25 protein-coding genes are annotated in these 25,051 nt (G+C 45.6%); all 25 read right to left on the reverse strand.

What is annotated here, in order from left to right:
• Positions 1–42 precede the first annotated feature (42 nt).
• Entirely contained in the window at positions 43–2,118 is a 2,076-nt protein-coding gene (gene topA, locus EJA10_RS06110; protein ID WP_125479129.1) for a type I DNA topoisomerase, read from the reverse strand.
• A gap of 239 nt (positions 2,119–2,357) precedes the next feature.
• The gene (dprA, locus tag EJA10_RS06115; RefSeq protein WP_125479130.1) at positions 2,358–3,191 is read right to left on the reverse strand and encodes a DNA-processing protein DprA; all 834 of its coding nucleotides are present in this window, start codon (positions 3,189–3,191) and stop codon (positions 2,358–2,360) included.
• A 77-nt stretch (positions 3,192–3,268) separates the two neighbouring features.
• Entirely contained in the window at positions 3,269–4,171 is a 903-nt protein-coding gene (gene sucD / locus EJA10_RS06120; RefSeq protein WP_125479131.1) for a succinate--CoA ligase subunit alpha, read from the reverse strand.
• A gap of 22 nt (positions 4,172–4,193) precedes the next feature.
• Entirely contained in the window at positions 4,194–5,354 is a 1,161-nt protein-coding gene (gene sucC / locus EJA10_RS06125) for an ADP-forming succinate--CoA ligase subunit beta (RefSeq protein ID WP_125479132.1), read from the reverse strand.
• A 307-nt stretch (positions 5,355–5,661) separates the two neighbouring features.
• Positions 5,662–5,946, reverse strand: coding sequence for an EscU/YscU/HrcU family type III secretion system export apparatus switch protein (locus EJA10_RS06130; RefSeq protein WP_125479133.1), 285 nt, complete (start codon positions 5,944–5,946; stop codon positions 5,662–5,664).
• Positions 5,943–7,784: a hypothetical protein gene (locus EJA10_RS06135; protein ID WP_125479134.1), complete on the reverse strand. Its 1,842-nt coding sequence runs from the start codon at positions 7,782–7,784 to the stop codon at positions 5,943–5,945. Before EJA10_RS06135 ends, EJA10_RS06130 begins: the two co-directional genes overlap by 4 nt.
• An 82-nt stretch (positions 7,785–7,866) precedes the next feature.
• Positions 7,867–8,649, reverse strand: a complete 783-nt coding sequence (locus tag EJA10_RS06140; protein ID WP_125479135.1) for a ribonuclease HII — start codon at positions 8,647–8,649, stop codon at positions 7,867–7,869.
• 127 nt (positions 8,650–8,776) lie between these two features.
• Positions 8,777–9,664 (reverse strand): ribosome biogenesis GTPase YlqF, encoded by an 888-nt coding sequence (gene ylqF / locus EJA10_RS06145; protein ID WP_125479136.1) that lies wholly within the window; start codon positions 9,662–9,664, stop codon positions 8,777–8,779.
• A 49-nt stretch (positions 9,665–9,713) separates the two neighbouring features.
• Positions 9,714–10,268: a signal peptidase I gene (lepB, locus tag EJA10_RS06150; RefSeq protein WP_125479137.1), complete on the reverse strand. Its 555-nt coding sequence runs from the start codon at positions 10,266–10,268 to the stop codon at positions 9,714–9,716.
• Between the two features lie 218 nt (positions 10,269–10,486).
• Positions 10,487–10,831 (reverse strand): 50S ribosomal protein L19, encoded by a 345-nt coding sequence (gene rplS / locus EJA10_RS06155; protein WP_041964491.1) that lies wholly within the window; start codon positions 10,829–10,831, stop codon positions 10,487–10,489.
• A 130-nt stretch (positions 10,832–10,961) separates the two neighbouring features.
• A complete protein-coding gene (gene trmD, locus EJA10_RS06160) occupies positions 10,962–11,705 on the reverse strand; it encodes a tRNA (guanosine(37)-N1)-methyltransferase TrmD (protein ID WP_125479138.1) in 744 nt (247 codons plus the stop codon).
• The gene (gene rimM / locus EJA10_RS06165; RefSeq protein WP_125479139.1) at positions 11,702–12,220 is read right to left on the reverse strand and encodes a ribosome maturation factor RimM; all 519 of its coding nucleotides are present in this window, start codon (positions 12,218–12,220) and stop codon (positions 11,702–11,704) included. Before rimM ends, trmD begins: the two co-directional genes overlap by 4 nt.
• Positions 12,221–12,227: 7 nt before the next feature.
• Positions 12,228–12,620 carry a YlqD family protein gene (locus tag EJA10_RS06170; protein WP_125479140.1) on the reverse strand — a complete coding sequence of 131 codons (393 nt, stop codon included), beginning with the start codon at positions 12,618–12,620 and terminating at the stop codon, positions 12,228–12,230.
• A gap of 461 nt (positions 12,621–13,081) precedes the next feature.
• Entirely contained in the window at positions 13,082–13,312 is a 231-nt protein-coding gene (locus tag EJA10_RS06175; protein WP_125479141.1) for a KH domain-containing protein, read from the reverse strand.
• Positions 13,313–13,326: 14 nt separating this feature from the next.
• A complete protein-coding gene (gene rpsP / locus EJA10_RS06180) occupies positions 13,327–13,599 on the reverse strand; it encodes a 30S ribosomal protein S16 (protein ID WP_125479142.1) in 273 nt (90 codons plus the stop codon).
• A 109-nt stretch (positions 13,600–13,708) separates the two neighbouring features.
• Positions 13,709–15,061: a signal recognition particle protein gene (gene ffh / locus EJA10_RS06185; RefSeq protein WP_125479143.1), complete on the reverse strand. Its 1,353-nt coding sequence runs from the start codon at positions 15,059–15,061 to the stop codon at positions 13,709–13,711.
• 13 nt (positions 15,062–15,074) lie between these two features.
• Positions 15,075–15,404: a putative DNA-binding protein gene (locus EJA10_RS06190; protein WP_125479144.1), complete on the reverse strand. Its 330-nt coding sequence runs from the start codon at positions 15,402–15,404 to the stop codon at positions 15,075–15,077.
• A gap of 99 nt (positions 15,405–15,503) precedes the next feature.
• Positions 15,504–16,508 (reverse strand): signal recognition particle-docking protein FtsY, encoded by a 1,005-nt coding sequence (gene ftsY / locus EJA10_RS06195; RefSeq protein ID WP_125479145.1) that lies wholly within the window; start codon positions 16,506–16,508, stop codon positions 15,504–15,506.
• Positions 16,509–16,574: 66 nt separating this feature from the next.
• Positions 16,575–20,141: a chromosome segregation protein SMC gene (gene smc / locus EJA10_RS06200; RefSeq protein ID WP_125479146.1), complete on the reverse strand. Its 3,567-nt coding sequence runs from the start codon at positions 20,139–20,141 to the stop codon at positions 16,575–16,577.
• Between the two features lie 50 nt (positions 20,142–20,191).
• Complete coding sequence (gene rnc / locus EJA10_RS06205) at positions 20,192–20,959, reverse strand: ribonuclease III (RefSeq protein WP_125479147.1); 768 nt, start codon at positions 20,957–20,959, stop codon at positions 20,192–20,194.
• A gap of 265 nt (positions 20,960–21,224) precedes the next feature.
• Positions 21,225–21,458: an acyl carrier protein gene (locus EJA10_RS06210; RefSeq protein ID WP_125479148.1), complete on the reverse strand. Its 234-nt coding sequence runs from the start codon at positions 21,456–21,458 to the stop codon at positions 21,225–21,227.
• 114 nt (positions 21,459–21,572) lie between these two features.
• A complete protein-coding gene (gene fabG, locus EJA10_RS06215; protein ID WP_125479149.1) occupies positions 21,573–22,316 on the reverse strand; it encodes a 3-oxoacyl-[acyl-carrier-protein] reductase in 744 nt (247 codons plus the stop codon).
• Positions 22,313–23,260, reverse strand: coding sequence for an ACP S-malonyltransferase (gene fabD / locus EJA10_RS06220; RefSeq protein ID WP_125479150.1), 948 nt, complete (start codon positions 23,258–23,260; stop codon positions 22,313–22,315). Before fabD ends, fabG begins: the two co-directional genes overlap by 4 nt.
• A 57-nt stretch (positions 23,261–23,317) precedes the next feature.
• Positions 23,318–24,319: a phosphate acyltransferase PlsX gene (gene plsX, locus EJA10_RS06225; protein ID WP_125479151.1), complete on the reverse strand. Its 1,002-nt coding sequence runs from the start codon at positions 24,317–24,319 to the stop codon at positions 23,318–23,320.
• Between the two features lie 12 nt (positions 24,320–24,331).
• On the reverse strand, positions 24,332–24,901 hold the full coding sequence (fapR, locus tag EJA10_RS06230; RefSeq protein ID WP_125479373.1) for a transcription factor FapR: 570 nt from the start codon (positions 24,899–24,901) through the stop codon (positions 24,332–24,334).
• Between the last annotated feature and the right edge of the window lie 150 nt (positions 24,902–25,051).

A 25,051-nucleotide genomic window follows, 5' to 3' on the forward strand; every position in this document is an offset into this window, starting at 1 on the left:
TTACTAATGAAGCAAACAGAAAGAGTGAGCCAATGGCTCACTCTAGCTTTGCGGTTCTTCTTTGTAGTCGCATTCTGTACATTGGACCTGAACGCCTTTTTTGAGTTTCTTTTCAACCAGCATCTTGTCGCATTTAGGGCATTTGCGGGCAAGCGGTTTGTCCCATGACAGGAAGTCGCACTCAGGGAAGCGGTCACAGCCGTAAAAAATGCGGCGTTTCTTGCTCTTCCGTTCGATAATGTTGCCTTCCTCACATTTAGGGCATTTGACACCAATGTCCTTGACAATCGCTTTTGTGTTGCGGCAATCCGGGAAATTGCTGCAGGCCATGAACTTGCCATATCTGCCCATCTTGAATACCATCGGGGCACCACACTGTTCACAATCTTCACCTGCAGGTTCATCCTTGATTTCAATTTCCTGCATTTCCTTTTCCGCAATTGTAAGATGTTTTTCGAAATTCCGATAAAAATCATCAATAACTTTTACCCAGTTTACTTTGCCTTCTTCGACACTATCAAGATCATGTTCCATCTTGGCGGTAAAATCAAGGTCGAGGATATCAGGGAAGAATTCTACCATTAACTCATGGATGACTTCTCCGAGTTCCGTTGGTACAAAACGTTTGTTATCTAATGATACATACCCCCTCTTCTGGATGGTGTCCAGAGTCGGAGCATATGTCGATGGACGGCCTATACCCAGCTCCTCAAGCGTCCTGACAAGTCTTGCTTCAGTATATCTCGGAGGAGGCTGTGTAAAGTGCTGCTTAGGTTCGATTTCTTTTTTAGTGACCTCGTCGCCTTCCTTCAAATCAGGAAGGAATTTGTCTTTCTCATCAACCTGGTCATCAGTGCCTTCAACGTACACTTTCATGAACCCAGGGAATTTGACCTTTGACCCAGTCGCACGGAAAGTAACGTCCCCATTTTTCAGGTCAACGCTCATCGTATCCATAATCGCCGGTGCCATCTGGCTGGCAATGAAACGTTCCCATATCAGCTTATAGAGCCTATATTGGTCCCTTGAAAGAAATTCCTTCAATTTTTCAGGAACTTTCATGGTACTCGTTGGCCTGATCGCTTCGTGAGCATCCTGGGCATTTGACTGTTTCTTGTCCTTCCTAGCTTCTGAAGGAATGAATTGTTCACCATATTCACTCGTGATGAACTGTTTTGCTTCACCCTGGGCAGTTTCTGAAATCCTTGTCGAGTCTGTTCTCATATATGTGATCAAACCGACAGTACCTTCTTTGCCAAGGTCGATTCCTTCATAGAGCTGCTGTGCGAGCATCATCGTTTTCTTTGCCCTGAAGTTCAGCTTGCGAGCAGCTTCCTGTTGGAGTGAAGAGGTAATGAATGGCGGTGCGGGGTTGCGTTTCCGTTCCTTTTTTGTCACGGATGCAACGGTGAATTTATTCCCCTTCAGCTTTTTAAGGACGCTGTTGACATCCTCTTCAGACTTCAATTCTCCTTTTTCACTGCCAATTCCATAAAAAGAAGCTTCAAATGCACTTTTTCCTTTAAGGAATTCGGCACCAATTGTCCAATATTCCTCTGGCTCAAACGCATTAATTTCCTTTTCCCTGTCAATGATCATCCTTAAAGCAACAGACTGAACCCGTCCGGCGCTTAATCCTTTTTTGACCTTCTTCCAAAGCAGCGGACTGATATTGTAACCAACAAGCCTGTCTAAAACCCGGCGTGCCTGCTGGGCATCCACGAGATCCATATTGATTGCACGAGGATGCTTAAAGGATTCCTTAATGGCATCCTTGGTAATTTCATTAAACACTACCCTGCAATCAGAATTAACATCGACATCAAGGCTATGGGCGAGATGCCAGGCAATTGCTTCCCCTTCTCTGTCGGGGTCAGCCGCGAGATAGATTTTTTTTGCTTTCTTGGCTGCTGTCTTTAATTCCTTCAGCACAGGACCTTTACCCCTGATTGTGATGTACTTGGGGTCAAAATTGTTTTCTATATCTATGCCCATCTGGCTCTTTGGCAGGTCCCGCAAATGGCCCATCGAGGCTTTAACCTTATATTTTTTTCCCAGGTAACGCTCAATCGTCTTAGCCTTTGCAGGCGACTCAACGATGACTAAAAAATCCGACATCCAAATGTCCTCCTTAGAGGTGAAAAATTATCATTATTATTATCTACAAATATTTATATTGTCAAATTGTTCCTCAAGTAAACGTTTTCGGCAATTTAAAATACCTGATGCAAAATGTATAACAGAATGAAAATTATTTCAACCTTTTTGTAGCAAATTTTCGTATAAATATAAAAATCATGTGATAAAAAGGGTGTTTTTTTATGAATTATATACAGTTGTCTCATTATAATTCCACATTACGAGCGGAGTTCCTCCAAAATATCCTCAGGACTTTTTATCAGCTTTGCTCCCTGCTGGATCAGATGATGGACTCCATCTGCATACGGCGTCAAGATGCTGCCAGGCACAGCCAATACTTCACGACCCTCATTCAATGCAAAATCTGCTGTGATCAATGATCCGCTTTTTTTCTTTGCTTCAATTACAAGTGTACCCCTGGATAGGCCGCTGATAATCCTGTTTCTCATCGGGAACTGCCATTTCTCCGGGGGAGATGCAGGTGGATACTCTGATAGAACAAGATGGTGTTCCATCATGTATTCAGCCAGCAAGGCATTTTCCTTCGGATAAAAACGGTCAAATCCACCTGCAATTACGCCAATTGTTTTGCCGCCAAGCTTAATCGCAGTTTTATGGGCATGAGCATCGATCCCCTTTGCCAGTCCGCTGACAATCAGCGTCTGGTTTTTGATCAGCTCAGGAAATAGGTAGTCAATGGTATTCCTTCCGTATTCTGTCGCCTCCCTTGAACCGACAACGGCCAAGCTGCGCTGCCATTTCAATAGAGATGTATCGCCTTTTGCGAAAAGGAGCCATGGTGGCTGGTAAATTGTCTTAAGCAAATCTGGATATTCATTATCAAATATAGTAATCAGGCTAATTTTTTGTGAGGCATATTCAGCAAGGAGTTTTTCAGCGGATATGAAAGGCTGGCTGCTTGTAGTGTGGTCTTGATTGTTATAAGAGGAATGGTTCGGAAGTGTTTCTGCTTTAAGCGAATGATAGATTGTTTTCCAGCTGGATTGCTTGCTGTGGACTAGCTGGATCAGTTTTTTTCTTATATGGTCCATCCAAATCCCCCCAAGGGTAATATTTATAAGATTAATAAACAGCCCCTCCAAAGAGAGGGACTGTTTTCTTAAGGATATTAATGAGTTTTGCACTTATCGTATAGATCTTGTTCTTTCAAGACTTTGATCAGTGTTTCGCCCATTACGGATGGAGTCTCAGCAACCTGGATGCCGCACTCGTTCATGACGCGGATCTTTTCGTCTGCTGTACCCTTTCCGCCAGAAATGATTGCACCAGCGTGGCCCATGCGCTTTCCTGGAGGTGCCGTTCTGCCGCCGATGAAACCGACGACAGGTTTTGTCATGTTCGCCTTCACCCACTCAGCTGCTTCTTCTTCAGCTGTTCCGCCGATTTCACCGATCATGATGACTGCGTATGTTTCTGGATCTTCATTGAATGCTTTTAGTACATCGATGAAGTTTGTGCCATTGACTGGGTCTCCGCCGATTCCCACTGCGGTGGACTGGCCGATTCCAGCTTGTGTCAATTGATGAACAGCCTCGTAAGTCAGAGTACCTGAGCGGGAAACTACGCCTACATGGCCTTTCGTGTGAATGTAGCCGGGCATGATGCCGATCTTGCACTCTTCAGGAGTGATGACACCAGGGCAGTTAGGACCGACAAGGCGAGTTTTCTTGCCTTCCATGTAGCGCTTAACCTTAACCATATCCAATACCGGGATATGCTCAGTGATACAGATTGCCAAATCAAGCTCAGCATCGACAGCTTCGACAATCGCATCAGCAGCGAATGGAGCTGGAACATAAATAACAGACGCGTTTGCACCTGTAGCATCCACGGCTTCTTTCACTGTGTTGAATACAGGAACGCCTTCAACTTCTGTACCGCCCTTGCCTGGAGATGTTCCTCCAACAATTTTTGTACCATATTCAAGCATTTGTTTTGTATGGAAAAGGGCTGTAGAACCCGTAATCCCTTGAACAATGACCTTTGTATCTTTATTAATGAATACGCTCACGTCAAATTCTCTCCTTTCGATCCTACTTAACTAATGAAACGATTTTTTCAGCGCCGTCTGCCATTGATTCAGCAGCGATGATGTTCAAGCCAGACTCGTTAAGAATCTGTTTTCCAAGATCAACGTTAGTACCTTCCAGGCGTACTACAAGCGGAACTTCAAGTCCGACCTGCTTAGCAGCTTCTACAACACCCGTAGCGATGACGTCACACTTCATGATGCCTCCGAAGATATTAACAAAGATACCCTTAACATTTGGATCTGAAAGGATGATTTTGAATGCTTCCGTAACTTTCTCAGCAGTTGCGCCGCCCCCAACATCAAGGAAGTTCGCAGGGTCTCCGCCATAGTGCTTAACGATGTCCATCGTAGCCATCGCAAGACCAGCACCGTTAACCATGCAGCCGATGTTTCCATCAAGGGAAATATAGCTCAAGTCATACTTCGATGCTTCGATTTCCTTTGGATCTTCTTCCTCCAGGTCACGGTACTCAAGGATATCCTTTTGGCGATATAGAGCATTTGCATCGAAATTCAATTTAGCATCAAGCGCCATAACCTGGCCGTCACCAGTAACAACTAGCGGGTTGATTTCAGCGATTGAGCAATCCTTTTCGATATAGGCAGTGTACAAGCCCATCATGAACTTGACAGCCTGGTTGACCAGTTCCTTCGGGATATTGATGTTGAAAGCAATGCGGCGAGCCTGGTATGGCATAAGGCCTAATACAGGGTCGATTTCTTCTTTGAAGATTTTCTCCGGAGTTGCTTCCGCAACCTCTTCGATTTCTGTTCCGCCTTCTTCAGAAGCCATTAAGACAACGCGTGAAGTTGCACGATCAAGCACAAGGCCGATGTAATACTCCTTCTTGATGTCGCAGCCTTCCTCGATCAGCAGGCGTTTTACTTCCTTGCCTTCAGGGCCAGTCTGATGAGTGATCAGAGTCTTGCCGAGGATCTCAGTTGCATATGTACGTACTTCTTCAAGGTTTTTCGCTACCTTGACACCGCCAGCTTTACCCCTTCCGCCAGCATGGATTTGAGCTTTTACGACAACTACCGACGAGCCAAGCTCTTGAGCTGCTTCAACAGCTTCATCAACTGTAAAAGCAACCTTTCCACTCGGTACTTTTACCCCATATTTTCTGAGGATTTCTTTTCCTTGATACTCATGGACATTCATTTCCCATCCTCCTATCTATTAGAAAAACTATATACCTCCAGATTCCTGAAAATATCGCCTTCCTAAGTAGAAAATATAATTCATTTAAATTTTTAAAAAATAGACTGCGCTTTCATTTTATATAATGAAATATTGATTGTCTACCATTATGATTTAAATATTTCCCCATTTTAAATATTGCAAAAAAGTTTTGCACGATCCCATTCACATTTTTAAAAGCCGGGATAAAGGCATTCCCGGCTTTTCGATGGTGATATTCAGTCTAAAAAAAACTATATCTTTCCTTTTTGTTAGCATTGTGAAAATATTAATTTCGTTTTCCCGCCTGTTTATCAAGTTGATAGATAAAGGAAAATACCTCTGCAACAGCCTGATACAGTTCTTCTGGAATCCGCTCATTCAATTCCAGCTGGCTCAGGACTTCTACAAGCGATGGATCCTCCTGGACGGGGATATCATGTTCCCTTGCTTTTTCAATGATTTCTTCTGCAACCAGGCCTTTCCCTTTGGCCATAACCTTTGGAGCATCCATGCTTCCAGGCTGATAACCAAGGGCAACGGCCGTCCTGCGTACAGGTTTTGGAGGCTTCATATTTTAATATCCACTCCACTGTATTCTCTTTGCCCGTATATGTCTGCCAATCTCGACTTTTCCTTCCCCTCCTGCGCCTGTCCTGGGAGATGGAAGTTCACAGACGACAAATGATAATCGATTTCGGAGAGCTTTGTTTTGAATAGAGGCATCAACTGTTCTGAAAACTTCTTCAGGAGAGGGTTTTCATTGTATATTTGAATGCTCATGATCCTGTTCTGCACCTGCATATCCACAACTGTATCATCCAGGTGTTGCAGCTTTAAATAAAAGAGTACCCGGCAAAAGTCCGCATCAATCTTCCCGTCCTCGGTCTTCTTGCCGCTCCATTGCATGGTCATCTCACTCAATTTACCGCCCATCATAAAAGGGACTTGTACTACAAGCTGCTGGATAGGGCCTGCCTCCTGTGAAAGAAGCTGAAAGCCGGTGAGCTTGTTTAGCAGCTGTTCAGCAGCCTCTCTGACTGCAGGTGGAGGATTGTCATTCAATAACCTCAGCACCTGCGGTTTCAATGCATCCTGGATCTGCAGCTTTCCTTCAGCTGTATCCTTGAATGCTTCCGTGAGCTGTGATTCGTAGGAAAGCCCAAGAGCGGCAAGGAACCCTTTAACCCGGGCAGAAGAGAGCATCTCAGTTCCTGATGGTTGAGTCAGGGTCAATTCAGCTTGCTGTACCGCCTTTGCCAGGAGTTCTGTTTGCTGGCTTGTAAGCTTATCTGCTTTTTGCTGTCCGAAAGTTTCCAGCAATGCCAAACCCGCTTTCTTCCAGTTGCTCTTGCCATCCAGCAGGACCGGGAGTTCTATTCCAGGTGAATCTCCATTTATGGCCAGGGACAATACTTGTTTGAAACCCTGCAGGTCAGTCGGGCCCGATCCTGAAATGGCTGAATGCAGAGAAGGTAGGATTTGATTGACACTGCTTGCCTTTCCACCACTCAGGTAAGAAAGCAATTGCCTCGCCGGCTCATGCGCCCCTCTTTCTGCAAGTTCCAGGATGTTTTTGACCATTCTCGCTCCATCTGGGAGAGAGACCGGGGTTGAACTCTGTATGTTCTTTAGCAGCTGCTGCAGCACCATAGGTTCACTGCTATTGGGTCGAACTGCACCTAAATGCTTCAAAAGCCCGAAAGCTGCCTGGCTATTTTCCTTGTCCCCTGAAAGCCAGTTGGAGGCTATATAGTTCAAGGCTGGACCTGTTTGCGCCATTTTATTGGCTGGCAAGATATCGTTCAGCACCTTTTTTACAGCCGCTGCCGATTCTGCCTGCGAATTGCCTTCTAGTTCCCTGGAGAGCTGCTCAATCAACTGGAGAAGTGATTGGCCATCACTGGCAGCATATACCCCGGAGAAAGCCGCCTGAGTGACCGGAAGGCCCCTCGTTACGAGAGTCTTTAACGCTTCCAGGCCTGCAGTTCGAGAATCAACCGATTTCAGCCAATCGGAAGCCTGCAGCAGCATGTCACGAGTGACAGGCAGATGTTCCTTTACAAAAAAACGGATCAGCTCGAGATTTTCTTTAGTAGGAGGCAAAGAAAATTCCCCAAGTACTTTGGCAAGACTCTCAGGCAGCTTCCCCTCTTCCGTTCCATTCCCGATCACCTTTAATTGAAGCTGTCCCTCCCCAGGCTGAACCTGAAACCAGTAGCGTTGAAGGGCCGATAGCGGGGCCTCCAATTTGGCGATCACTTTTTGGCTGCCGATTTGTACTTCAGCAATTTGATTGGGAAAAAGCTTCATGATCTTACCGTTTAGAATTTGGCCTGGTCTTAATTCTGCTGTTTTTGCCTGCTGGGCTGCTTTAAGGCTGAATAAATTTTGCAGTGCTACCGTATCCATGCTACACCTGCTTTTATTTTAGAATCTTCTTGAGAACTTTTTTGTTTTTTTCAAAAAGGAACACTTATTATGAAAATATCTTTTATTCACATTCACTTCTAACCCATTCTCTCACAGGTGCAAAGGTCTTCCTGTGGTGTGGAGTGGCTCCGTATTCCCTTATCGCTTTCAAGTGTTCCGCGGTCCCATACCCCATATTTGCCTGGAATCCATACTGAGGATACTCCTTGGCAATTTCCTTCATCAGCCTGTCCCTGGTGACCTTTGCGATGATGGAAGCTGCAGCGATGGAAATACTCCTCGCATCTCCTTTGATTAACGCTTCAAACGGGTATGGTGTTTCAAGCTTCACGGCATCGACCAGAAGGAAGTCAGGAGTGGTCCCTAACCGGTCCACTGCTGATACCATTGCCTTTTTGCTCGCCTGAAGAATATTGATGTCGTCGATTTCACCAGCGCTGACAATCCCTATTCCAATTGCTGCAGCTTCTCTTTTGATGATTTCGAAGTATTCTTCCCTTTTCGGCTCTGTCAATTTTTTCGAATCATTCAGCCCAGGCAGATAAAAGTCCTCAGGCAGGATTACAGCTCCAGCGACGACCGGCCCTGCAAGCGGACCGCGCCCGGCTTCGTCGATTCCCGCAATTAAGCGATAACCTTCTGCCCGGTATTTTCTTTCAAACTCTGTCATCTCGAAAAATTGCTCTCTAAGCTTCCTTTTTTGCTCCTCCTGCCTTTCCCATTTCAGGAACAGCTTCTGGACACCCTTTCGCTCATCATCCCTAAACGAATTCAATGCTTCTGCATCTACTTTGTCATTTCCAAAGAGTTGATTCTCGATTTCTCCTATTGTCAATTTCCCCATAAAAAACATTCTCCTAAACTTGCTTTTAAAGTTGCCAGATTACCCAAACATAATCTTTCTTAATAAGGCTGTCACTAGTATGTATCGGCAGGTAAAACCAAAAATAAAGGCCCTGGAATCAGGACCTTTATTTTTGATTTTCGTTTTCTGTTTCGTCGGCAGAATTTATATCTTCCGGCCGTTCAAAAGACAAAGGACCCAGTTTTTCCGTACGTATTTCCCTGATCACCAGTTCAGCGACTTTATCATAGTCAACGTACCCTCCAGCCATCCTGCAGCCGCGGAAATCACCGATCTGATCGAAAAGCTCGACGATATCCTCTGACAATTGAGAAAGCTGATATCTATCCTGCAGACGCTCAGGGTAATGCTTCTCCAGAAACCTTAATGCATAGACAGCCAGATCCTGAAGATTCAGGATTGTGTCCTTGATTGCTCCGGTAACCGCCAGCTTGGTCCCAACTTCCTGGTCCTCAAACTTAGGCCAAAGTATGCCCGGAGTATCCAGCAGCTCAAGTTCCTTGCCGACCTTGATCCACTGCTGTGATTTGGTCACCCCTGGCCTGTTTCCTGTCTGTGCAATATTTTTACCGGCGAGGCGGTTAATCAGGGTAGATTTCCCCGCATTCGGGATGCCGACTATCATGGCACGGATGGCCCTTGGCTTGACACCCTTTGATTTCAGGCGATCAAATTTGTCCTTCAAGAGCACCTTGGACTCAGAAACTATTTGCTTCAGCCCTGTGCCCGCCTGAGAGTTGATCGCAAGAGCAGTTATGCCCTTTCCACGATAAAAGCGCAGCCATTCTTCTGTAACTGCCTTATCTGCCATATCAGCCTTATTCAATAAAACAATTCTCGGTTTGTGCTGGATGATTTCATCAATCATCGGGTTTCTCGACGAGTACGGAATCCTCGCGTCCACCAATTCAAAGATGACATCAACCAGCTTTAATTTTTCCGTGACCTCTCTGCGAGCCTTGGCCATATGCCCAGGAAACCATTGGATCGTCAAAGCAGTCACCTCCTGTCTATTTACAAGCCACGAAATAAATCATGACTTCTTATTCTATTGTTCGGATATCATTGATTGGCCAATAGATGATGCTGGTCTTTCCCAGGACCTCATCGAATGGAACAGTGCCGATATGACGGCTGTCTTTACTGAAACGGCGATTATCACCCATAACAAAAAGATGGCTTTCAGGAACTGTCTTCCTGCCAATTTTCTCTTCCAGTGTGAACGGGTCGGTCAGCGGTCCATCTATCACCTGTTTTTTATATTCTTCCAAGTATGGTTCTTCGTATGCTTTCCCGTTGACATAAAGTGTGTCATTTTTATATTCGACTGTGTCGCCTGGCAGGCCGATCACTCTTTTTATGTAGTCCTTGTTTTCAGGGGCATGGAAAACGATAATATCGAATCTTTCCGGCTCTCCGACTTTATAGCTCAGTTTGTTCACAATCATACGATCCTGGTCATGCAGTGTCGGCATCATCGACAGGCCGTCCACGACAATCGGTGCAAATAAAAAGTATCGGATAACCGCAGCAAGCACAACAGCGATCAGGAGCGCCTTCGTCCATTCCCATAATTCATTTTTCTTTTTCTCGGCCATTCTTTTCCCACCATTCCAATTATGTTGTTGAATACATAACTTTATTTTACATAAGTCAGGCACGATAAACACGATGGGCGATGATTTTTTTAAATAAATTTAATAATACTGTTAACATTGTTTACCTTTAGCCTATTCGAGGAGTCACATGACCCGTTTGCTCAAAGGGTTAATGAAAAAGGAGCTTGGCTAGGCAAGCTCCTTTTTGACATTCATTCTTATCGAATTTCCTTGATACGAGCTTTCTTACCACGCAGGTTACGCAGGTAGTAAAGTTTCGCACGGCGGACTTTACCGCGGCGGATCACTTCAAGCTTCGCAATTTTTGGTGTGTTAACAGGGAAAGTACGCTCAACGCCTACTCCGTAAGAAATCTTACGAACTGTAAAAGTTTCGCTGATTCCACCACCACGACGCTTAATCACTACACCTTCAAACAACTGGATACGTTCACGAGTTCCTTCGACAACCTTAACGTGTACACGTACTGTGTCACCAGGACGGAAAGATGGAAGATCAGTGCGAAGTTGTGCTTTTGTGATTTCTTCGATTAATTGTTGCATCGTTTTCATCTCCTCCCACAAATGCTCTTGCAAAACCTTTCATTGCAGCGGAACATCGTTATAAGCGGCATAGCATGATCGCTTTTAGCCACAAGAAGTATCTTACCATAAAGCCAGGCTCACTGCAACATCATTCTGCAGGTTTTGTCAGCTCAGCCAGCCATTTTTTTTGCTGATCAGACAGATCTGCATCATCCAGCAAATCCGGCCGGCGCTTCAGTGTTCTTTTCAGGCTTTCTTTCATTCTCCACTCTTCGATGAGCTTATGGTTTCCTGAAACCAATACATCCGGAACCTTTAACCCCCTGAAGTCTGCAGGCCTTGTGTAATGTGGATGCTCGAGCAGCCCGGTACTGAAAGAATCCTGGATATGGGATTCCTCGCTTCCAAGTACGCCAGGAAGCAGACGGACAACACTGTCAACGATAACCATCGCTCCCAGCTCCCCTCCCGTCAGGACGTAATCACCGATTGAAATCTCATCGGTGATGACGTGCTCACGGATTCGCTCATCATAGCCCTCATAATGCCCGCAGATGAAAATCAGGTGCTCTTCTTTGGCAAGTTCTTCAGCTTTCCTCTGCGTGTATCGTTCCCCCTGCGGACACATTAGGATGACACGCGGGGAGGAACTTTGTGCGCGTTCCTTCAAATCGGCTACTGCATCAAAAATAGGCTGGGGTTTAAGGACCATACCCGCACCTCCGCCGTAAGGATAGTCATCCACGGTTTGATGCTTGTTATCAGCAAAGTCACGGAAATTGACAACATTGTAGCGTACAGCTTCTTTTTCCGCTGCTTTTTTTAAAATGGAATGGCCGAACACTCCCTCGAACATTTCCGGAAAAATGGATAAAACATCGATATGCATCATGACAAGAGACCTTCCATCGGTTCGATCAGGATGACCTTCTCTTTGACATCGACTTTTTTGACGATGTCTTCGATATACGGAATCAGCACTTCTTTCCCGTTTTGTCCCTTGACAACCCAAACATCATTTGCGCCAGGGGTCAGTATTTCAACCACCTTGCCGATTTCTTCCCCTTTGGTGGTGAACATCAGGCAGCCGATGATGTCCTGGAAGTAAAACTCCCCTTCGTCCAGTTCGCCGCGCTGGGTCTCCGGAACTTTAAGAATTCCGCCCTTCATCCTTTCGACCTGATTGACATTGTCGAACCCTTCGAATGTAAGCAGGTTGAAGTTTTTATGGGTGCGGTGGCTTTTTACAATCAGCTCTTCAGGATCCTTTGAACCTGGCATGAACAAAAACAGGGAGTTGCCAATTTTATAGCGTTCTTCTGGAAAATCAGTCCGTGATATGACCCTTACTTCTCCACGGATACCATGGGTATTAACGATTTTTCCGACATTGAAAAATTTCTCCATTGCTTTATCACCTCTCGCGTATTTCGGACACGATGCCATCCTTCACAATTATAGTCTTTCCCGAAAGGAACTCATCCCATTGGTCGCCTTCATTTATTTCGACGATTCCCTGCAATTCTGTCTCCTTGATCTCACTTCCAAGCGGGAGTATATGTAATTGGTCAATCTGAAAATCCAAAAGTTTGATCTTTTCCTTATGGACTTTGATTTCTTTTTCAAAATGTTTCCTCAGTGTTTCCGGCGGGAACTTTTTGGATTTCTCAAGCTTCTTCAGCTCGAATTTCAGCTGGTCACATTCCTTCTGGAGCTGCAGCTTTCTGGAGTGATACTTCAGGTGGATTCTTTCCTTGCTTTCTTCTGTCAGTACCTGTTTGACGATGATCGTTTGCAGTACCTTCAAAGCAATTCCTCCTTAAGCCAACTACACATAATTAATGTTTGGAAAACGACAAAATTCAACCCTGTTAAGCATTCTTTAGAGGCGACTCCGTTATAGACAAATGTAGTAATTAGTACTCTGTTGATTGTAGTTGAAGGCGCGTAGACTCCTCAGAAAATGCTACCGCATTTCCATCGTGCATGGGCGGGTTACAGGAAGTCAAATCAATGTCCTGCGGAAGCATGGGTCAGGGGAGACCCCACAGGCGCTAAAAGCGCCGAGGAGGCTCCCCGGGCCATCCGCGGAAAGCGAAGCGCCTGGAACGAAAATCACAGTCCAATTTTACAGAGCGGCAGCTTAAAAATTTGTTAAGAGTTGGATTCCCACTATATGAATCTTCCAGTTATACATTATACATGATTTCGCTGAAATAGAAAAAAGGAGGGTTGCCCCTCCCTTTTAAAAACAATCCTATTTGATTGTTATTCGACGATTTCCAAGAAAATCTTCTTTTGCTGTGATGAGCCTGCTGCATAGACTACTGTTCTAATCGCCTTTGCAACGCGTCCCTGCTTTCCGATTACTTTGCCCATATCACTTTTGTTGACGGAAAGTTTATAGGTTACGCGCTGATCCTCTTCGTGTACATTTACATGGACATCTTCAGGAAAATCAACTAAGGGCTTCACGATCGTCTCAATTAATTCTTTCATGGGCGTGTCCACAATTACTTGCTTTGCTTAGCGTTGTGGAATTTTTCCATGATACCTTGCTTAGAGAACAAGTTACGCACTGTATCAGATGGTTTAGCACCGTTGCTTAGCCACTTAAGAACCAACTCTTCGTTGATTTCAACCACTGCTGGTTGAGCAACTGGGTTGTAAGTTCCTACAGACTCGATGAAACGGCCGTCACGTGGTGAACGGGAATCAGCTACTACAATACGATAGAAAGGAGATTTTTTAGCTCCCATACGCTTTAAACGAATTTTTACTGCCATTTTAAATAAGCACCTCCGAATAGTTTCACACAAGATAGAATAATACCAAATTGAAAACAGCTTGTAAAGGGTTTTTTCTTTACAGACTGAAAATACCTTAATTTACAAATTAAAATGGGTTGAACGGCAGTTTGAAACCGCCTTTCTTCTTCCCTTTTTGCTGCATGTTGGTCATTTGCTTCATCATCTTTTTCATGTCCTCAAATTGCTTCAGCAATCGGTTTACTTCCTGGATGGAAGTCCCGCTGCCTTTCGCAATCCGTTTACGCCTGTTGGCATTGATGATTTCCGGCTGGGTCTTTTCTGCCGGTGTCATCGACTGGATGATCGCCTCAACATGCGAGATTTGTTTTTCGTCGATTTGCAGATTGTTCATGCCCTTGATTTTGTTTGCGCCAGGCATCATTTTCAGGATTTCATCCAAAGGCCCCATTTTCTTCACCTGGCCAAGCTGGTCAAGGAAGTCATCGAGAGTAAAGGATGCTGTACGCATTTTTTTCTCAAGCTCTTTCGCTTTTTCTTCATCGACATTCGCCTGGGCTTTTTCAATCAGCGTTAGCACGTCACCCATCCCCAGGATTCGCGATGCCATCCTTTCAGGGTGGAACGGTTCCAGCGCATCAAGCTTTTCACCAAGACCGACGAATTTGATTGGCGTGTTGGTCACGGCGCGGATAGAAAGTGCCGCACCGCCTCGCGTATCGCCATCGAGCTTCGTCAGGACGACTCCTGTCAGCCCAAGCTGTTCATTGAAACTCTGGGCCACATTGACAGCATCCTGCCCAGTCATTGCATCGACCACAAGGAAGATCTCATCCGGCTTTGAAAGCTCTTTGATCTGCTTAAGCTCGTCCATTAGATTTTCATCAACATGGAGACGGCCTGCGGTATCAATCAGCACATAGTCATTATGGTCTTCCTTCGCCTTGGCGATGGCCTGTTTGGCGATTTCAACCGGGCTGACCTGGTCGCCCAATGAAAATACCGGCATGCTCAGCTGCTTTCCGAGCGTTTCCAGCTGCTTGATTGCAGCAGGGCGGTAGATGTCCGCAGCGACTAGCAACGGCTTGCGGTTATACTTTTTGCGCAAAAGGTTGGCAAGCTTACCGGTTGTCGTCGTTTTACCTGCACCTTGAAGTCCGACCATCATAATGACGGTCGGCGGACGATTGGAGGCAGCAATCTTGCTTTGCTCCCCGCCCATCAGCTCGGTGAGTTCTTCTTTAACAACCTTAATAACCTGCTGGCCTGGTGTCAGGCTCTTTACAACCTCTTGCCCAATTGCTCTTTCAGTGACCTTTTTAACAAAGTCTTTTACTACTTTAAAATTTACGTCGGCCTCGAGAAGTGCCAGACGGACCTCTCGCATCATTTCTTTTACATCCGCTTCTGATACCTTGCCTTTTCCGCGGATTTTTTGCATTGTATTTTGCAGTCGGTCGGCCAATCCTTCAAATGCCATATCATGTGCCTCCCTAGTCTAATTTCTCAAGCTCGGCAACCATTTCAATCAAAGCCTGGTTGTCCACTCCAGCTGCAATCTGCTCTTTCAACTTTGAAATCAGCGTCTTGCGCTTCTGGAATTTCCCGAACAATAAAAGCTTCTCCTCATACTCCTCGAGCATCGCTTCTGTACGCCTGATGTTATCATATACAGCCTGCCGGCTGACATCGTACTCTTCCGCAATCTCACCAAGAGAGTAGTCATCAAGGTAGTATAGAGCCATATAACTGCTTTGTTTAGGAGTCAGCAATGCCTGATAAAAATCATACAAATAATTCATACGGTTCGTTTTCTCAAGCATTTCAATTCCCCCATGTTAAGTGAAATACCTTTACATTAAGAGTGTACACACGTTCGGGATTCCTGTCAAGATATGTTCTTTACAGCTAGATGCGGTAAATCAGGATTCTTCCGCCTCAACCTCTTCTTCTAGCAGGTCTGCGAACAAGCCATATACATATCTTTCTGCATCGAATTCCTGTAGGTCATCCATCTTTTCACCGAGCCCGACAAATTTAACTGGAATGTCCAGTTCATTGCGGATGGCGAGGACGATCCCACCCTTTGCGGTTCCATCAAGCTTGGTGAGGACGATGCCGCTGACATCCGTTGCCTCCTTGAAGGTTTTTGCCTGGATCAGGGCATTCTGGCCTGTCGTCGCATCCAGCACAAGCAAAACTTCATGTGGTGCACCAGGAACTTCACGTTCGATTACACGCTTGACCTTTTCGAGCTCTTTCATCAAGTTGACCTTGTTTTGCAGGCGTCCTGCCGTATCACAGATCAGGATATCAGCCTTTCTGGATTTTGCAGACTGGACCGCATCATACATCACCGCCGCTGGATCAGACCCTTCTGCCTGTTTGATGACATCAACACCGACTCGCTGGCCCCAAACTTCAAGCTGCTCGATCGCACCGGCACGGAACGTATCCCCGGCAGCAAGCAGGACGCTCTTGCCTTCACTTTTGAATTTGTGTGCCAGCTTCCCAATCGTCGTCGTTTTGCCTACTCCGTTGACACCAACGAATAAAATAACAGTGAGGCCATCTTCCTGTATGTTCAGCCTGAATGACTCATCATCTGCTCCGCTTTGATAAATATCAACAAGCTTTTCGGAGATGACCGCCTGCACTTCTCTCGTGTCCTGGATGTTCCGGCGCTTTACCTCTTTTTTCAGTTCTTCGACCAACTCCATGACCGTCTCGAAGCCGACATCCGCCTGGATGAGGATCTCTTCCAGTTCTTCGAAGAATTCCTCATCCACTTTTCGGTAACGGGAAACAAGATCATTTACCTTGTTGGAAAAGTTATCCCTGGTCTTCGTTAAACCTTCCCTGAATTTTTCTGTTACACTCTCCGTCTGTGTCGTAAACTTTTCTTTTAATTTCTTGAAAAAACTCACGGTTCCATCGCCTTTCTCCATAAAACTAGAATATTGGTATACTTCATAGCCTTTCGTAAAACCTTTTTAAGATTTCACAAGCTCTTTTGAATCCTCCAGCCGGACGGAAACAAGCTTGGAGACACCGGACTCCTGCATGGTCACCCCATAGAGCACGTCCGCTTCCTCCATTGTCCCCTTGCGGTGGGTGATGACGATAAATTGTGTTTCATTGCTGTATTTTTTCAGGTATTGGGCAAATCTGTACACATTGGCCTCATCAAGGGCTGCTTCCACCTCATCAAGGATACAGAACGGAACAGGACGCACCTTAAGGATCGAGAAGAGCAGCGCGATCGCAGTCAACGCCCTCTCGCCGCCAGAAAGAAGACCAAGGTTCTGCAGTTTCTTCCCTGGAGGCTGGGCAACGATTTCGACACCAGTATTGAGCAGATCGTCAGGCTGTGTCAGCCTAAGGTCTGCCCTGCCGCCGCCAAACAAGGCCTGGAAGACAGATTCAAAGTGTGAACGGATCGCAGTGAAAGTGTGTTCAAAGCGTTTCTTCATTTCATGGTCCATTTCCCCGATGACCAGGAATAAAGTATCCTTCGCTTCCTGCAGGTCATTTTTTTGCTCAAGCAGGAACTCATAGCGCTCTGACACACGATCATATTCTTCGATTGCGCCAATATTGACCGTACCAAGCTCTTCGATTGCCATTTTGATCAGCTTCACTTTTCTTCTTGCCTCATCGGCAGGAATCGTCAGTGGGTATTGTTCTTTTGCTGCTTCATAAGAGAGCAGGTATTCTTCGCGAAGGTGGGCAAGCTTGTTGTCCAGCTCTACATCGAGCCTGTTCAACTTAACTTCTTCGTCCTTCAGCACTTCATTGATGCCCTTTAACAACCTTCTTAATTCTTTTGATTCTAGCTCCTGGTCCTCCAGCTTATTCTGAAGCTCGAGGCGTTCATTTCTCCTAGAGGCAATCAGCTTCAGCGTTTCATTTTTATCCTGGAACTTTCTTTTTGCGGCTTCTTCGAGCTGAGCTTCACCAGATGAACTATCTGTCATTTCTGATGATAGCAATGACAAGTCTTCCTTCAGGATTTCAAGCTTTCCGGATTGTTCATCAGCTTGCGATAAAACGGCCTCCAGCTTTTCCTTTGCATGGGAATGCTGTTCCTTTTTTGAAGCGAGGCTGATTTTTAAATCACTGATTTCGGATAGAAGTGTATCCTTAGAAGTAGAATTCGAGTTTTTCAGTTCAGTCAGGCGCTCTATTTCTTTATCAAACTGGACAAGGCTTTGCTGGTATTGCGCAAGCAGGCCTGTAAGCTCGGTCAGTCTCGTTTCAAGTCTTTCCCTGTCAGTGTCAAGCTGGCTCTTTTCTGAATCGTATACAGATAAACGTTCATTGATGTTTTTCTGCTCCAGCTCCACTTCCCTCAAGTCGCCCTTCAAGGATTGCTGCTTCAAACGGAGGTCTTCTCCTTTTTTGCGCAGCTCCTCAAGCCTTGTTTCGCTGGCCTGGGTTTCTGCCTTCAGTGTTTTGACGCGGGATTCAAGCTGATTCGTCTTCTCTTCCATATCAGCAAGCTTGTTTGTCAATTCCTCCAGCTCGCCTTTTCGGCTAAGCAGGGAGGAAGATTTTTGCTTGACGGCTCCACCGGTCATCGATCCGCCCGGATTGACCACATCCCCATCCAGAGTGACGATCCTGCTGCGGTATTGCAGAATTTTCGCGATGTCATTTGCACCTTTCAAATCCTTTGCAATCACTACGTTCCCAAGCAGGCTTTTAATGACCTCAGCATACTTTTGCTCAAATTGAATCAAATCTGCAGCTGTGCCAATATAAGAATCATGCCCTGTTAAGAGTGAAAGCTGAGATGAAGCCAAATATTTCCCTCTGATGATGCTTAGCGGAAGGAAGGTAGCCCTGCCGAATGACTTTTGCTTTAGGTACTGGATAGCCATTCTCGCATTCGCCTCATTTTGGACGACAATATGCTGCATCGCTCCACCCAGTGCAGTTTCAATCGCTGTTTCGTATTGTTTTGGAACAGTGATGAGCTCAGCAATTGCCCCTTCAATCCCCTCCAGGTGCCCATCCCTTGCTTTCAACACTTCTTTTACTCCCTGGAAGAAGCCAGAATAATCCTCTTCCATTTCCTCCAGCATCTCTTTCTTCGACTTCGCCTGCTGCAGAAATTGATAGGCTTGATAAAGCGTCTTCTCCTGCTTTTGATACGTATTCTTTAACGACTCGAGTTTCTTCTGCTCATCAAAATACAGCCTTGCCTGCTCTTCAAGTTCCTGCTGTGAAGCAGCAACCTTCTCCTCGATGACCGACCTCTTCTCATTAATCTCGTCGCGAATCGAGACAAACCGGTCATTGTCATTGTCAAGACGTGATCCTTTTGAAGCTTGCTGCTGCAGCTGCTGCTCAATATAGATCTTTTCATTTTTGGCACCAGCTTGCTGGTTAAGCACCTCAATATAATCACTTTTAATCGAATCAATCTTGAGCTCGACGTCTTCACTGTAAAGCTTCAATTGCTCCTGTTTTTCCTGGAGCTCCTTCTGCGATGCGGTGGCTTCTTTTCCCAATATGGAGACGGCTTCTTCATATTCCGCTTTTTGTTTCTCCAATTGCTTGATCGATGCCGTCAGCTCTTCAATATTTTTTTCAAGCTGCCCCTTATTCTGGGATGCGTTTTTCTTGCGTTCTTTCAGAACCTCTCTTCTGCCTTCCAGCTTCTCGAGCTCTTCACTCGCATGCAGAAGGACATTTTGAAGGTCGCTGACAGACTCATCAAGTGCGGCCAGATGGTCACGCATTTTTTCAATCTCAGCCTCTTTTTTCTGCAAAACAGCTGATTGCCTGATTTCGTCCTCTTTATGCTGCTCCAGCTGTTTTGACAGCTGCTCCCAACGCCCATGCAGCTCTTCAATTTCATATGCTGTCAAAGCTACTTCAATCTGTTCGAGTTCTTCCTTCTGCTGCAGATAATCTTTCGCAATCGATGCCTGGATTTTCAACGGTTCGACCTGGCCTTCGAGTTCATGGATAATGTCTGTGACCCGATTCAGGTTTTCCTGGGTTTCAAAAAGCTTATTTTCCGCCTTTTTCTTCCTGGATTTATATTTCAGCACCCCGGCGGCTTCTTCAAAAATCGTCCTCCGGTCTTCAGGCTTACTGTTCAGGATTTCTTCGACCCTGCCCTGACTTATGATGGAAAAGGCTTCACGGCCAAGGCCTGAGTCCATGAACAGGTCGACAATATCCTTCAGCCTGCAATTCTGTTTATTGATCAAATATTCGCTGTCCCCTGATCGGTAGACACGGCGCGTAACGCTCACTTCATTGTAATCGAGCGGCAATGATTGGTCCTCATTATCAAGGGTCAGTGTGACTTCCGCAAAATTGAGCGCCTTTCGAGAATCACTTCCGGCAAAAATGATATCCTCCATTTTTGCTCCCCTCAGCGACTTTGCGGACTGCTCTCCCAGTACCCAGCGGATGGAATCAGTGATATTGCTCTTCCCGCTTCCATTGGGTCCTACGACCGCGGTCACGCCAGGAACAAATTCCACTGAAATCCTCTCCGCGAAGGATTTAAAGCCGACCACATCTAATCGTTTTAAAAACAAATTGGCTCTCCCTTTCCAGTTAAACTAATTCTGAGATGTCATAATCGTATCTATTTCTTCTCTTGCTCTGGATTTGCTTCAATATGGGATTTCAGTTTTTCAAGGGCCATCTGGGCAGCGTGCTGCTCCGCTTCCTTCTTGGAGCGGCCCGTACCTGTACCCAGTTCTTCCCCATTCAGATACACACATGATTCAAATTCACGGCTGTGCGCCGGACCAATTTCTTTCAAGATCCGATATTCGAGTGAACCTGCTCCATCCCGCTGGACGAGTTCCTGAAGCTGGCTTTTGAAATCCATCACATGAGAAAAAGCACCGGCATTGATTTTCGGAAACACAATTTCTTCAAGAAAATTCGTGACTGTCTCGATCCCCTTGTCCAAATACAAAGCACCGATGAATGCTTCGAAAACATCTGCAAGTAACGCAGGCCTTGTCCTGCCGCCGGTCATCTCTTCTCCCTTGCCAAGCAGAACAAGCCCACCAAAGGAAAGTTCATTCGCGAATGCGACCAGAGATGGTTCACAAACAACTGCAGCACGGAGTTTTGTCAGCTCTCCTTCGCTCATCATCGGGTATTTTTTGAACAAGAACTGGGAAACAGTCAATTCCAATACAGCGTCTCCTAGAAATTCCAGCCTCTCATTGTCTTCATGAGGCTTCCTGCGATGCTCATTCACATAGGATGAATGCGTGAATGCCTGTTTTAAGAGCTTTTCACTATCAAAATGAATACCGATTTTATCCTGGAATTCTTTGAATTTATTGTCCTTTGCGCGGATATTCTTTTTTTCTCTTTCTCTTCCATTGTTGCGCATGATTAATTCCACCTTGCTCAAAATTTAAAGCTGCTTTTGAAAGACCTTCTGTTATCGAAACAGATACGATGCATTTTCATACAGACTACTATCAGTTTACAAAAAATAACGTATATAAAGCAAAAAAACTTCGCGTTCTTCCAGCAGATTACTTGAAACTGGCAGACTATGCCGTTTTTTTGCCGAGGTTGCCTTTTATGAAAAGGCAGCATGTACAGAAGAAAGCCCCGTTTATAAAAACGGAGCTTCTCAGCAAATCAATCCATTACATTTGGCTATTTATGTAGTTCACAGCGTCACCAACTGTAGCGATCTTTTCAGCATCATCATCAGAAATTTCCATGTCGAATTCGTCTTCCAATTCCATTACCAATTCAACAACATCAAGGGAATCAGCACCAAGGTCATCTTTAAAAGATGCTTCCAAGGTTACTTGAGATTCTTCTACTCCCAAACGGTCAACAATGATTTTAGTTACACGTTCTAAAACATCTGCCATGCTCGTTCACCTCCCCTCAAGCCATTATAGATGATTTTATCTAAATAATAAATGGCTGGACCAACTTTTTAGCCAAACAATGCGTAAAACCTGATGCCACCATAATTATCAGTTTTACATCACCATTCCGCCGTCTACATGAAGGGTTTGCCCTGTCATGTAACCACCGTCTTCTGATGCAAGGAAAACCACAGTACGTGCGATATCCTTCGGTTCTCCAAAACGTGCCAGCGGGATTTGTTTCAGCATTTCCGTTTTGACTTCTTCATTCAGCTTATCCGTCATGTCCGTTGTGATGAAGCCAGGAGCAATGGCGTTGACAGTGATCCCTCTTGACGAGAGTTCCTTAGCTGTAGTCTTGGTCAGGCCAATCACACCGGACTTAGCGGCCACATAATTCGCCTGTCCTGGATTGCCGCTGACACCCACAATCGATGAGATATTGACGATCCGCCCGCTGCGCTGTTTCATCATCTGCCTTGTCACAGCCTTGGTGCAAAGGAATACACCCTTCAAATTGATGTTGATGACATCATCCCATTCTGATTCCTTCATTCGCATCAGCAGGTTATCCTTTGTTATACCCGCATTGTTGACAAGTATGTCAAGCTTGCCAAAGCGTTCGATCGTTTCTTTTACCATATCGCTGACTGAGTCGGAATTGGAAACATCCGCCTGGATGGCAAAAGCATCTCTTCCCATCGCTTTAATTTCATCCACTACTTCAAGCGCTTTTGCTTCACTCCCGGCATAGTTGACAGCTACTGCTGCGCCTTCCTTCGCCAGTTCTAGAGCGATTTCCCGTCCAATGCCTCGCGATGCTCCGGTTACGAGTGCTGCTTTTCCTTCTAGTCTCATTCCTTTTCCTCCTTTAATGCTGCCACTGCTGCAGCGCATGTGTCTGCATCGTAGATTGCGAACGTCCTGGCTGAGCGATCCACTTTCTTGACAAGACCCGAAAGGACCTTTCCAGGGCCAATTTCGATGAAGGTATCAACACCCAATTCAAGCATTTTTGCAACAGAATCCTCCCATAATACAGGGGAATACAATTGTTCTACCAGTCTCTTCTTTATCTCTCCTGCACCCGTCATCGGGCTGGCGGTAACATTGCCGATAACCGGGATCACAGCATCCTGAAGCTGAATCTCATTCAGTACAGCTTCAAATCTTTCCGCTGCCGGTTTCATGAGCGAGGAGTGGAACGGCCCGCTTACATCCAGCGGTATAGCCCGTTTTGCGCCTGCCTCCTTAGCTTTCACTGAGGCTTCTTCCACACCTGCTTTCGACCCGGAAATCACGATTTGACCAGGACAATTCAGGTTAGCCAGCTGAACTGGATTTCCACCTGCAGATACCGTTTCAGTCACATCCGTCAGCTTGTCACGGTCCATGCCGAGAATAGCTGCCATCGTTCCTTCTCCATTCGGCACGGCTTCCTCCATATATTCGCCTCGTTTGCGTACTGCGTAAACAGCATCTTCAAACGAAATGGCACCAGAAGCAACCAAGGCTGAATATTCACCAAGGCTGTGGCCGGCTGTATAATCAGGAGTGAATCCAAATTGCCTCAAATAGTTCAGGATGGCTATACTTGTCGTCAATAGGGCAGGCTGTGCATTTGTCGTCAGTGTCAACTGATCCTGCGGTCCCTCAAAAATCAGGCTGCTAAGACTTTCGCCAAGAACCTCATCGGCTTTTTTAAAAGTTTCGGAGACTGATTCTTCCGATTGAGCCAATGCTTGGCCCATACCCACTGTCTGCGAACCCTGTCCTGGAAACAAAAACGCAATTTTCCCCATGAAAGATTCCCCTTTAACTCGTTTTTTTATTTCATACCAATGTACAGAAATAACTATTTATTTCTTCACACTTTCTCTCTTTTCAACTGCTGACCGGATTGTACCGGATACGTCTTTCTCAACCATTTCTCTTGCCTGACGGATTGAATTGAACACAGCATTTGCATCGGAGGAACCATGTGCCTTGATGACTGGAGCTTTAAGTCCAAACAATCCTGCACCGCCATATTCCGTGTAATCCATTTTATTCTTGAGCACGGTCAGGTCCGGCTTGAGGACTGCTGCTGCCATTTTGCTTTTGAAGCTGGAAGTCAGTGCCGATTTCAGCATTTTAAATACAGACATTGCTGTACCCTCGATGGTCTTTAGGACCATATTGCCTGTGAAACCGTCGGCGACTACGACATCCGCGACTCCATCAAGGAGATCCCGTGACTCTACGTTTCCGATGAAGTTGATGCCATCTGCTTCTTTTAGCAATTCATAAGTGCTTCTGACTAATTCATTGCCCTTTTTTTCTTCTGTTCCAATATTCAATAAGCCTACACGCGGCCGAGAAATGCCTCTGGCCTTTTCACTGTAAATTGATCCCATGATGGCATATTGGACAAGGTGTTCAGGCTTGGCATCTGCATTCGCGCCTACATCCAATAGCAGAAAACCTTCTCCCCCAATCGTTGGAAGAGTTGGTGCCAGCGCAGGCCTCTCGATTCCTTCAATCCTGCCAACTACAAAAAGCCCGGCAGCCATCAGAGCACCTGTGTTGCCAGCAGAAATACACGCATCTGCTTGTCCGTCCGCAACCTGCTGTGCAGCAAGGACCATCGAAGCGGTCTTTTTGCGGCGCACGGCCCTGACAGGTTCATCCGTTCCGAGGATGACCTCCTCGGTATGGAGGATTTCGATTCTTTCCTCGCTCGTCAAATGCTCTCTGATTTTTTTCTCGTCCCCGACAAGGAGGATATGTATGTCTGGATATTTCTCTGCGGCTTTTACCGCCCCGAGCACAATTTCCTTTGGCGCCTTGTCTCCGCCCATCGCATCTATTGCTAGCCTCATTGGTTTCATCCCTTACTTTTCATTATTTGAACGGTACATTTCGAACTCGCCTTTAAAAACCAGTTCACTGTTCACATAGCTCATGACTTCAACCAGTGTCCGCCCATTGTCACGGTCAATTTTCGTGACTCTCGCTTTAGCGATAACCCGTTCACCCTCTTTTACCGACCTCGTAAACTGAAGGTTCGATTTTGCTGTCAGCGCCAGTTCATCATTTATGACCGCTACTGCCAGGGAGTTTGCCTGCGCAAATAAATGATGTCCCCTGGCAATTTTATTTCGTTTGAAAACATGTTCCCTTTTTATATCAAGAATGGAAATAGCACTCTTATCGAGTTCTATATCAATGATTTCGCCGATTACTTCTTCAAGCGGGAGTGAACGGACTTCATCTTCAAAGCGTTTTTCCGCAACAGTCTTGATTCTTTCCCTCAACTCGGGAATTGATAATTCGAGCCTGTCCAGCCTGATCGTCTGGATGCTGACCGTGAATTTCTCTGCCAGCTCCTCATCTGTAATGAAAGGATTTTCTTTTATCGTATCAGTCAACAGGGACTGCCGTTCTTTTTTATTGCGTTTCATCATTCAACACCGCCCGAGCTATTAAGACTAGGTACTAATAGTAGTATATATATAATAAAAAAAATATGCAAGAAGAAAAATGCCAGCTTTTCTGCCTCCAAAAGTAGAAGAAGAAAGCAGATTCAAATTGAATCTGCCTTCCGAAAATCT

Origin of the sequence: Mesobacillus subterraneus, from assembly GCF_003937825.1 — a bacterium.
In the GTDB taxonomy this organism is placed as follows: Bacteria; Bacillota; Bacilli; order Bacillales; family Cytobacillaceae; genus Mesobacillus; species Mesobacillus subterraneus.

Excerpts from the sequence above, each read along its gene's own strand:
- topA (WP_125479129.1), bottom strand. The coding sequence starts at position 2,118 with ATGTCGGATTTTTTAGTCATCGTTGAGTCGCCTGCAAAGGCTAAGACG.
- dprA (WP_125479130.1), bottom strand. The coding sequence starts at position 3,191 with ATGGACCATATAAGAAAAAAACTGATCCAGCTAGTCCACAGCAAGCAA.
- sucC (WP_125479132.1), bottom strand. The coding sequence starts at position 5,354 with ATGAATGTCCATGAGTATCAAGGAAAAGAAATCCTCAGAAAATATGGG.
- EJA10_RS06130 (WP_125479133.1), bottom strand. The coding sequence starts at position 5,946 with ATGAAGCCTCCAAAACCTGTACGCAGGACGGCCGTTGCCCTTGGTTAT.
- EJA10_RS06135 (WP_125479134.1), bottom strand. The coding sequence starts at position 7,784 with ATGGATACGGTAGCACTGCAAAATTTATTCAGCCTTAAAGCAGCCCAG.
- EJA10_RS06140 (WP_125479135.1), bottom strand. The coding sequence starts at position 8,649 with ATGGGGAAATTGACAATAGGAGAAATCGAGAATCAACTCTTTGGAAAT.
- lepB (WP_125479137.1), bottom strand. The coding sequence starts at position 10,268 with ATGGCCGAGAAAAAGAAAAATGAATTATGGGAATGGACGAAGGCGCTC.
- rplS (WP_041964491.1), bottom strand. The coding sequence starts at position 10,831 with ATGCAACAATTAATCGAAGAAATCACAAAAGCACAACTTCGCACTGAT.
- trmD (WP_125479138.1), bottom strand. The coding sequence starts at position 11,705 with ATGATGCATATCGATGTTTTATCCATTTTTCCGGAAATGTTCGAGGGA.
- rimM (WP_125479139.1), bottom strand. The coding sequence starts at position 12,220 with ATGGAGAAATTTTTCAATGTCGGAAAAATCGTTAATACCCATGGTATC.
- EJA10_RS06175 (WP_125479141.1), bottom strand. The coding sequence starts at position 13,312 with ATGAAAGAATTAATTGAGACGATCGTGAAGCCCTTAGTTGATTTTCCT.
- rpsP (WP_125479142.1), bottom strand. The coding sequence starts at position 13,599 with ATGGCAGTAAAAATTCGTTTAAAGCGTATGGGAGCTAAAAAATCTCCT.
- ffh (WP_125479143.1), bottom strand. The coding sequence starts at position 15,061 with ATGGCATTTGAAGGATTGGCCGACCGACTGCAAAATACAATGCAAAAA.
- EJA10_RS06190 (WP_125479144.1), bottom strand. The coding sequence starts at position 15,404 with ATGCTTGAGAAAACGAACCGTATGAATTATTTGTATGATTTTTATCAG.
- rnc (WP_125479147.1), bottom strand. The coding sequence starts at position 20,959 with ATGCGCAACAATGGAAGAGAAAGAGAAAAAAAGAATATCCGCGCAAAG.
- EJA10_RS06210 (WP_125479148.1), bottom strand. The coding sequence starts at position 21,458 with ATGGCAGATGTTTTAGAACGTGTAACTAAAATCATTGTTGACCGTTTG.
- fabG (WP_125479149.1), bottom strand. The coding sequence starts at position 22,316 with ATGAGACTAGAAGGAAAAGCAGCACTCGTAACCGGAGCATCGCGAGGC.
- fabD (WP_125479150.1), bottom strand. The coding sequence starts at position 23,260 with ATGGGGAAAATTGCGTTTTTGTTTCCAGGACAGGGTTCGCAGACAGTG.
- plsX (WP_125479151.1), bottom strand. The coding sequence starts at position 24,319 with ATGAGGCTAGCAATAGATGCGATGGGCGGAGACAAGGCGCCAAAGGAA.
- fapR (WP_125479373.1), bottom strand. The coding sequence starts at position 24,901 with ATGAAACGCAATAAAAAAGAACGGCAGTCCCTGTTGACTGATACGATA.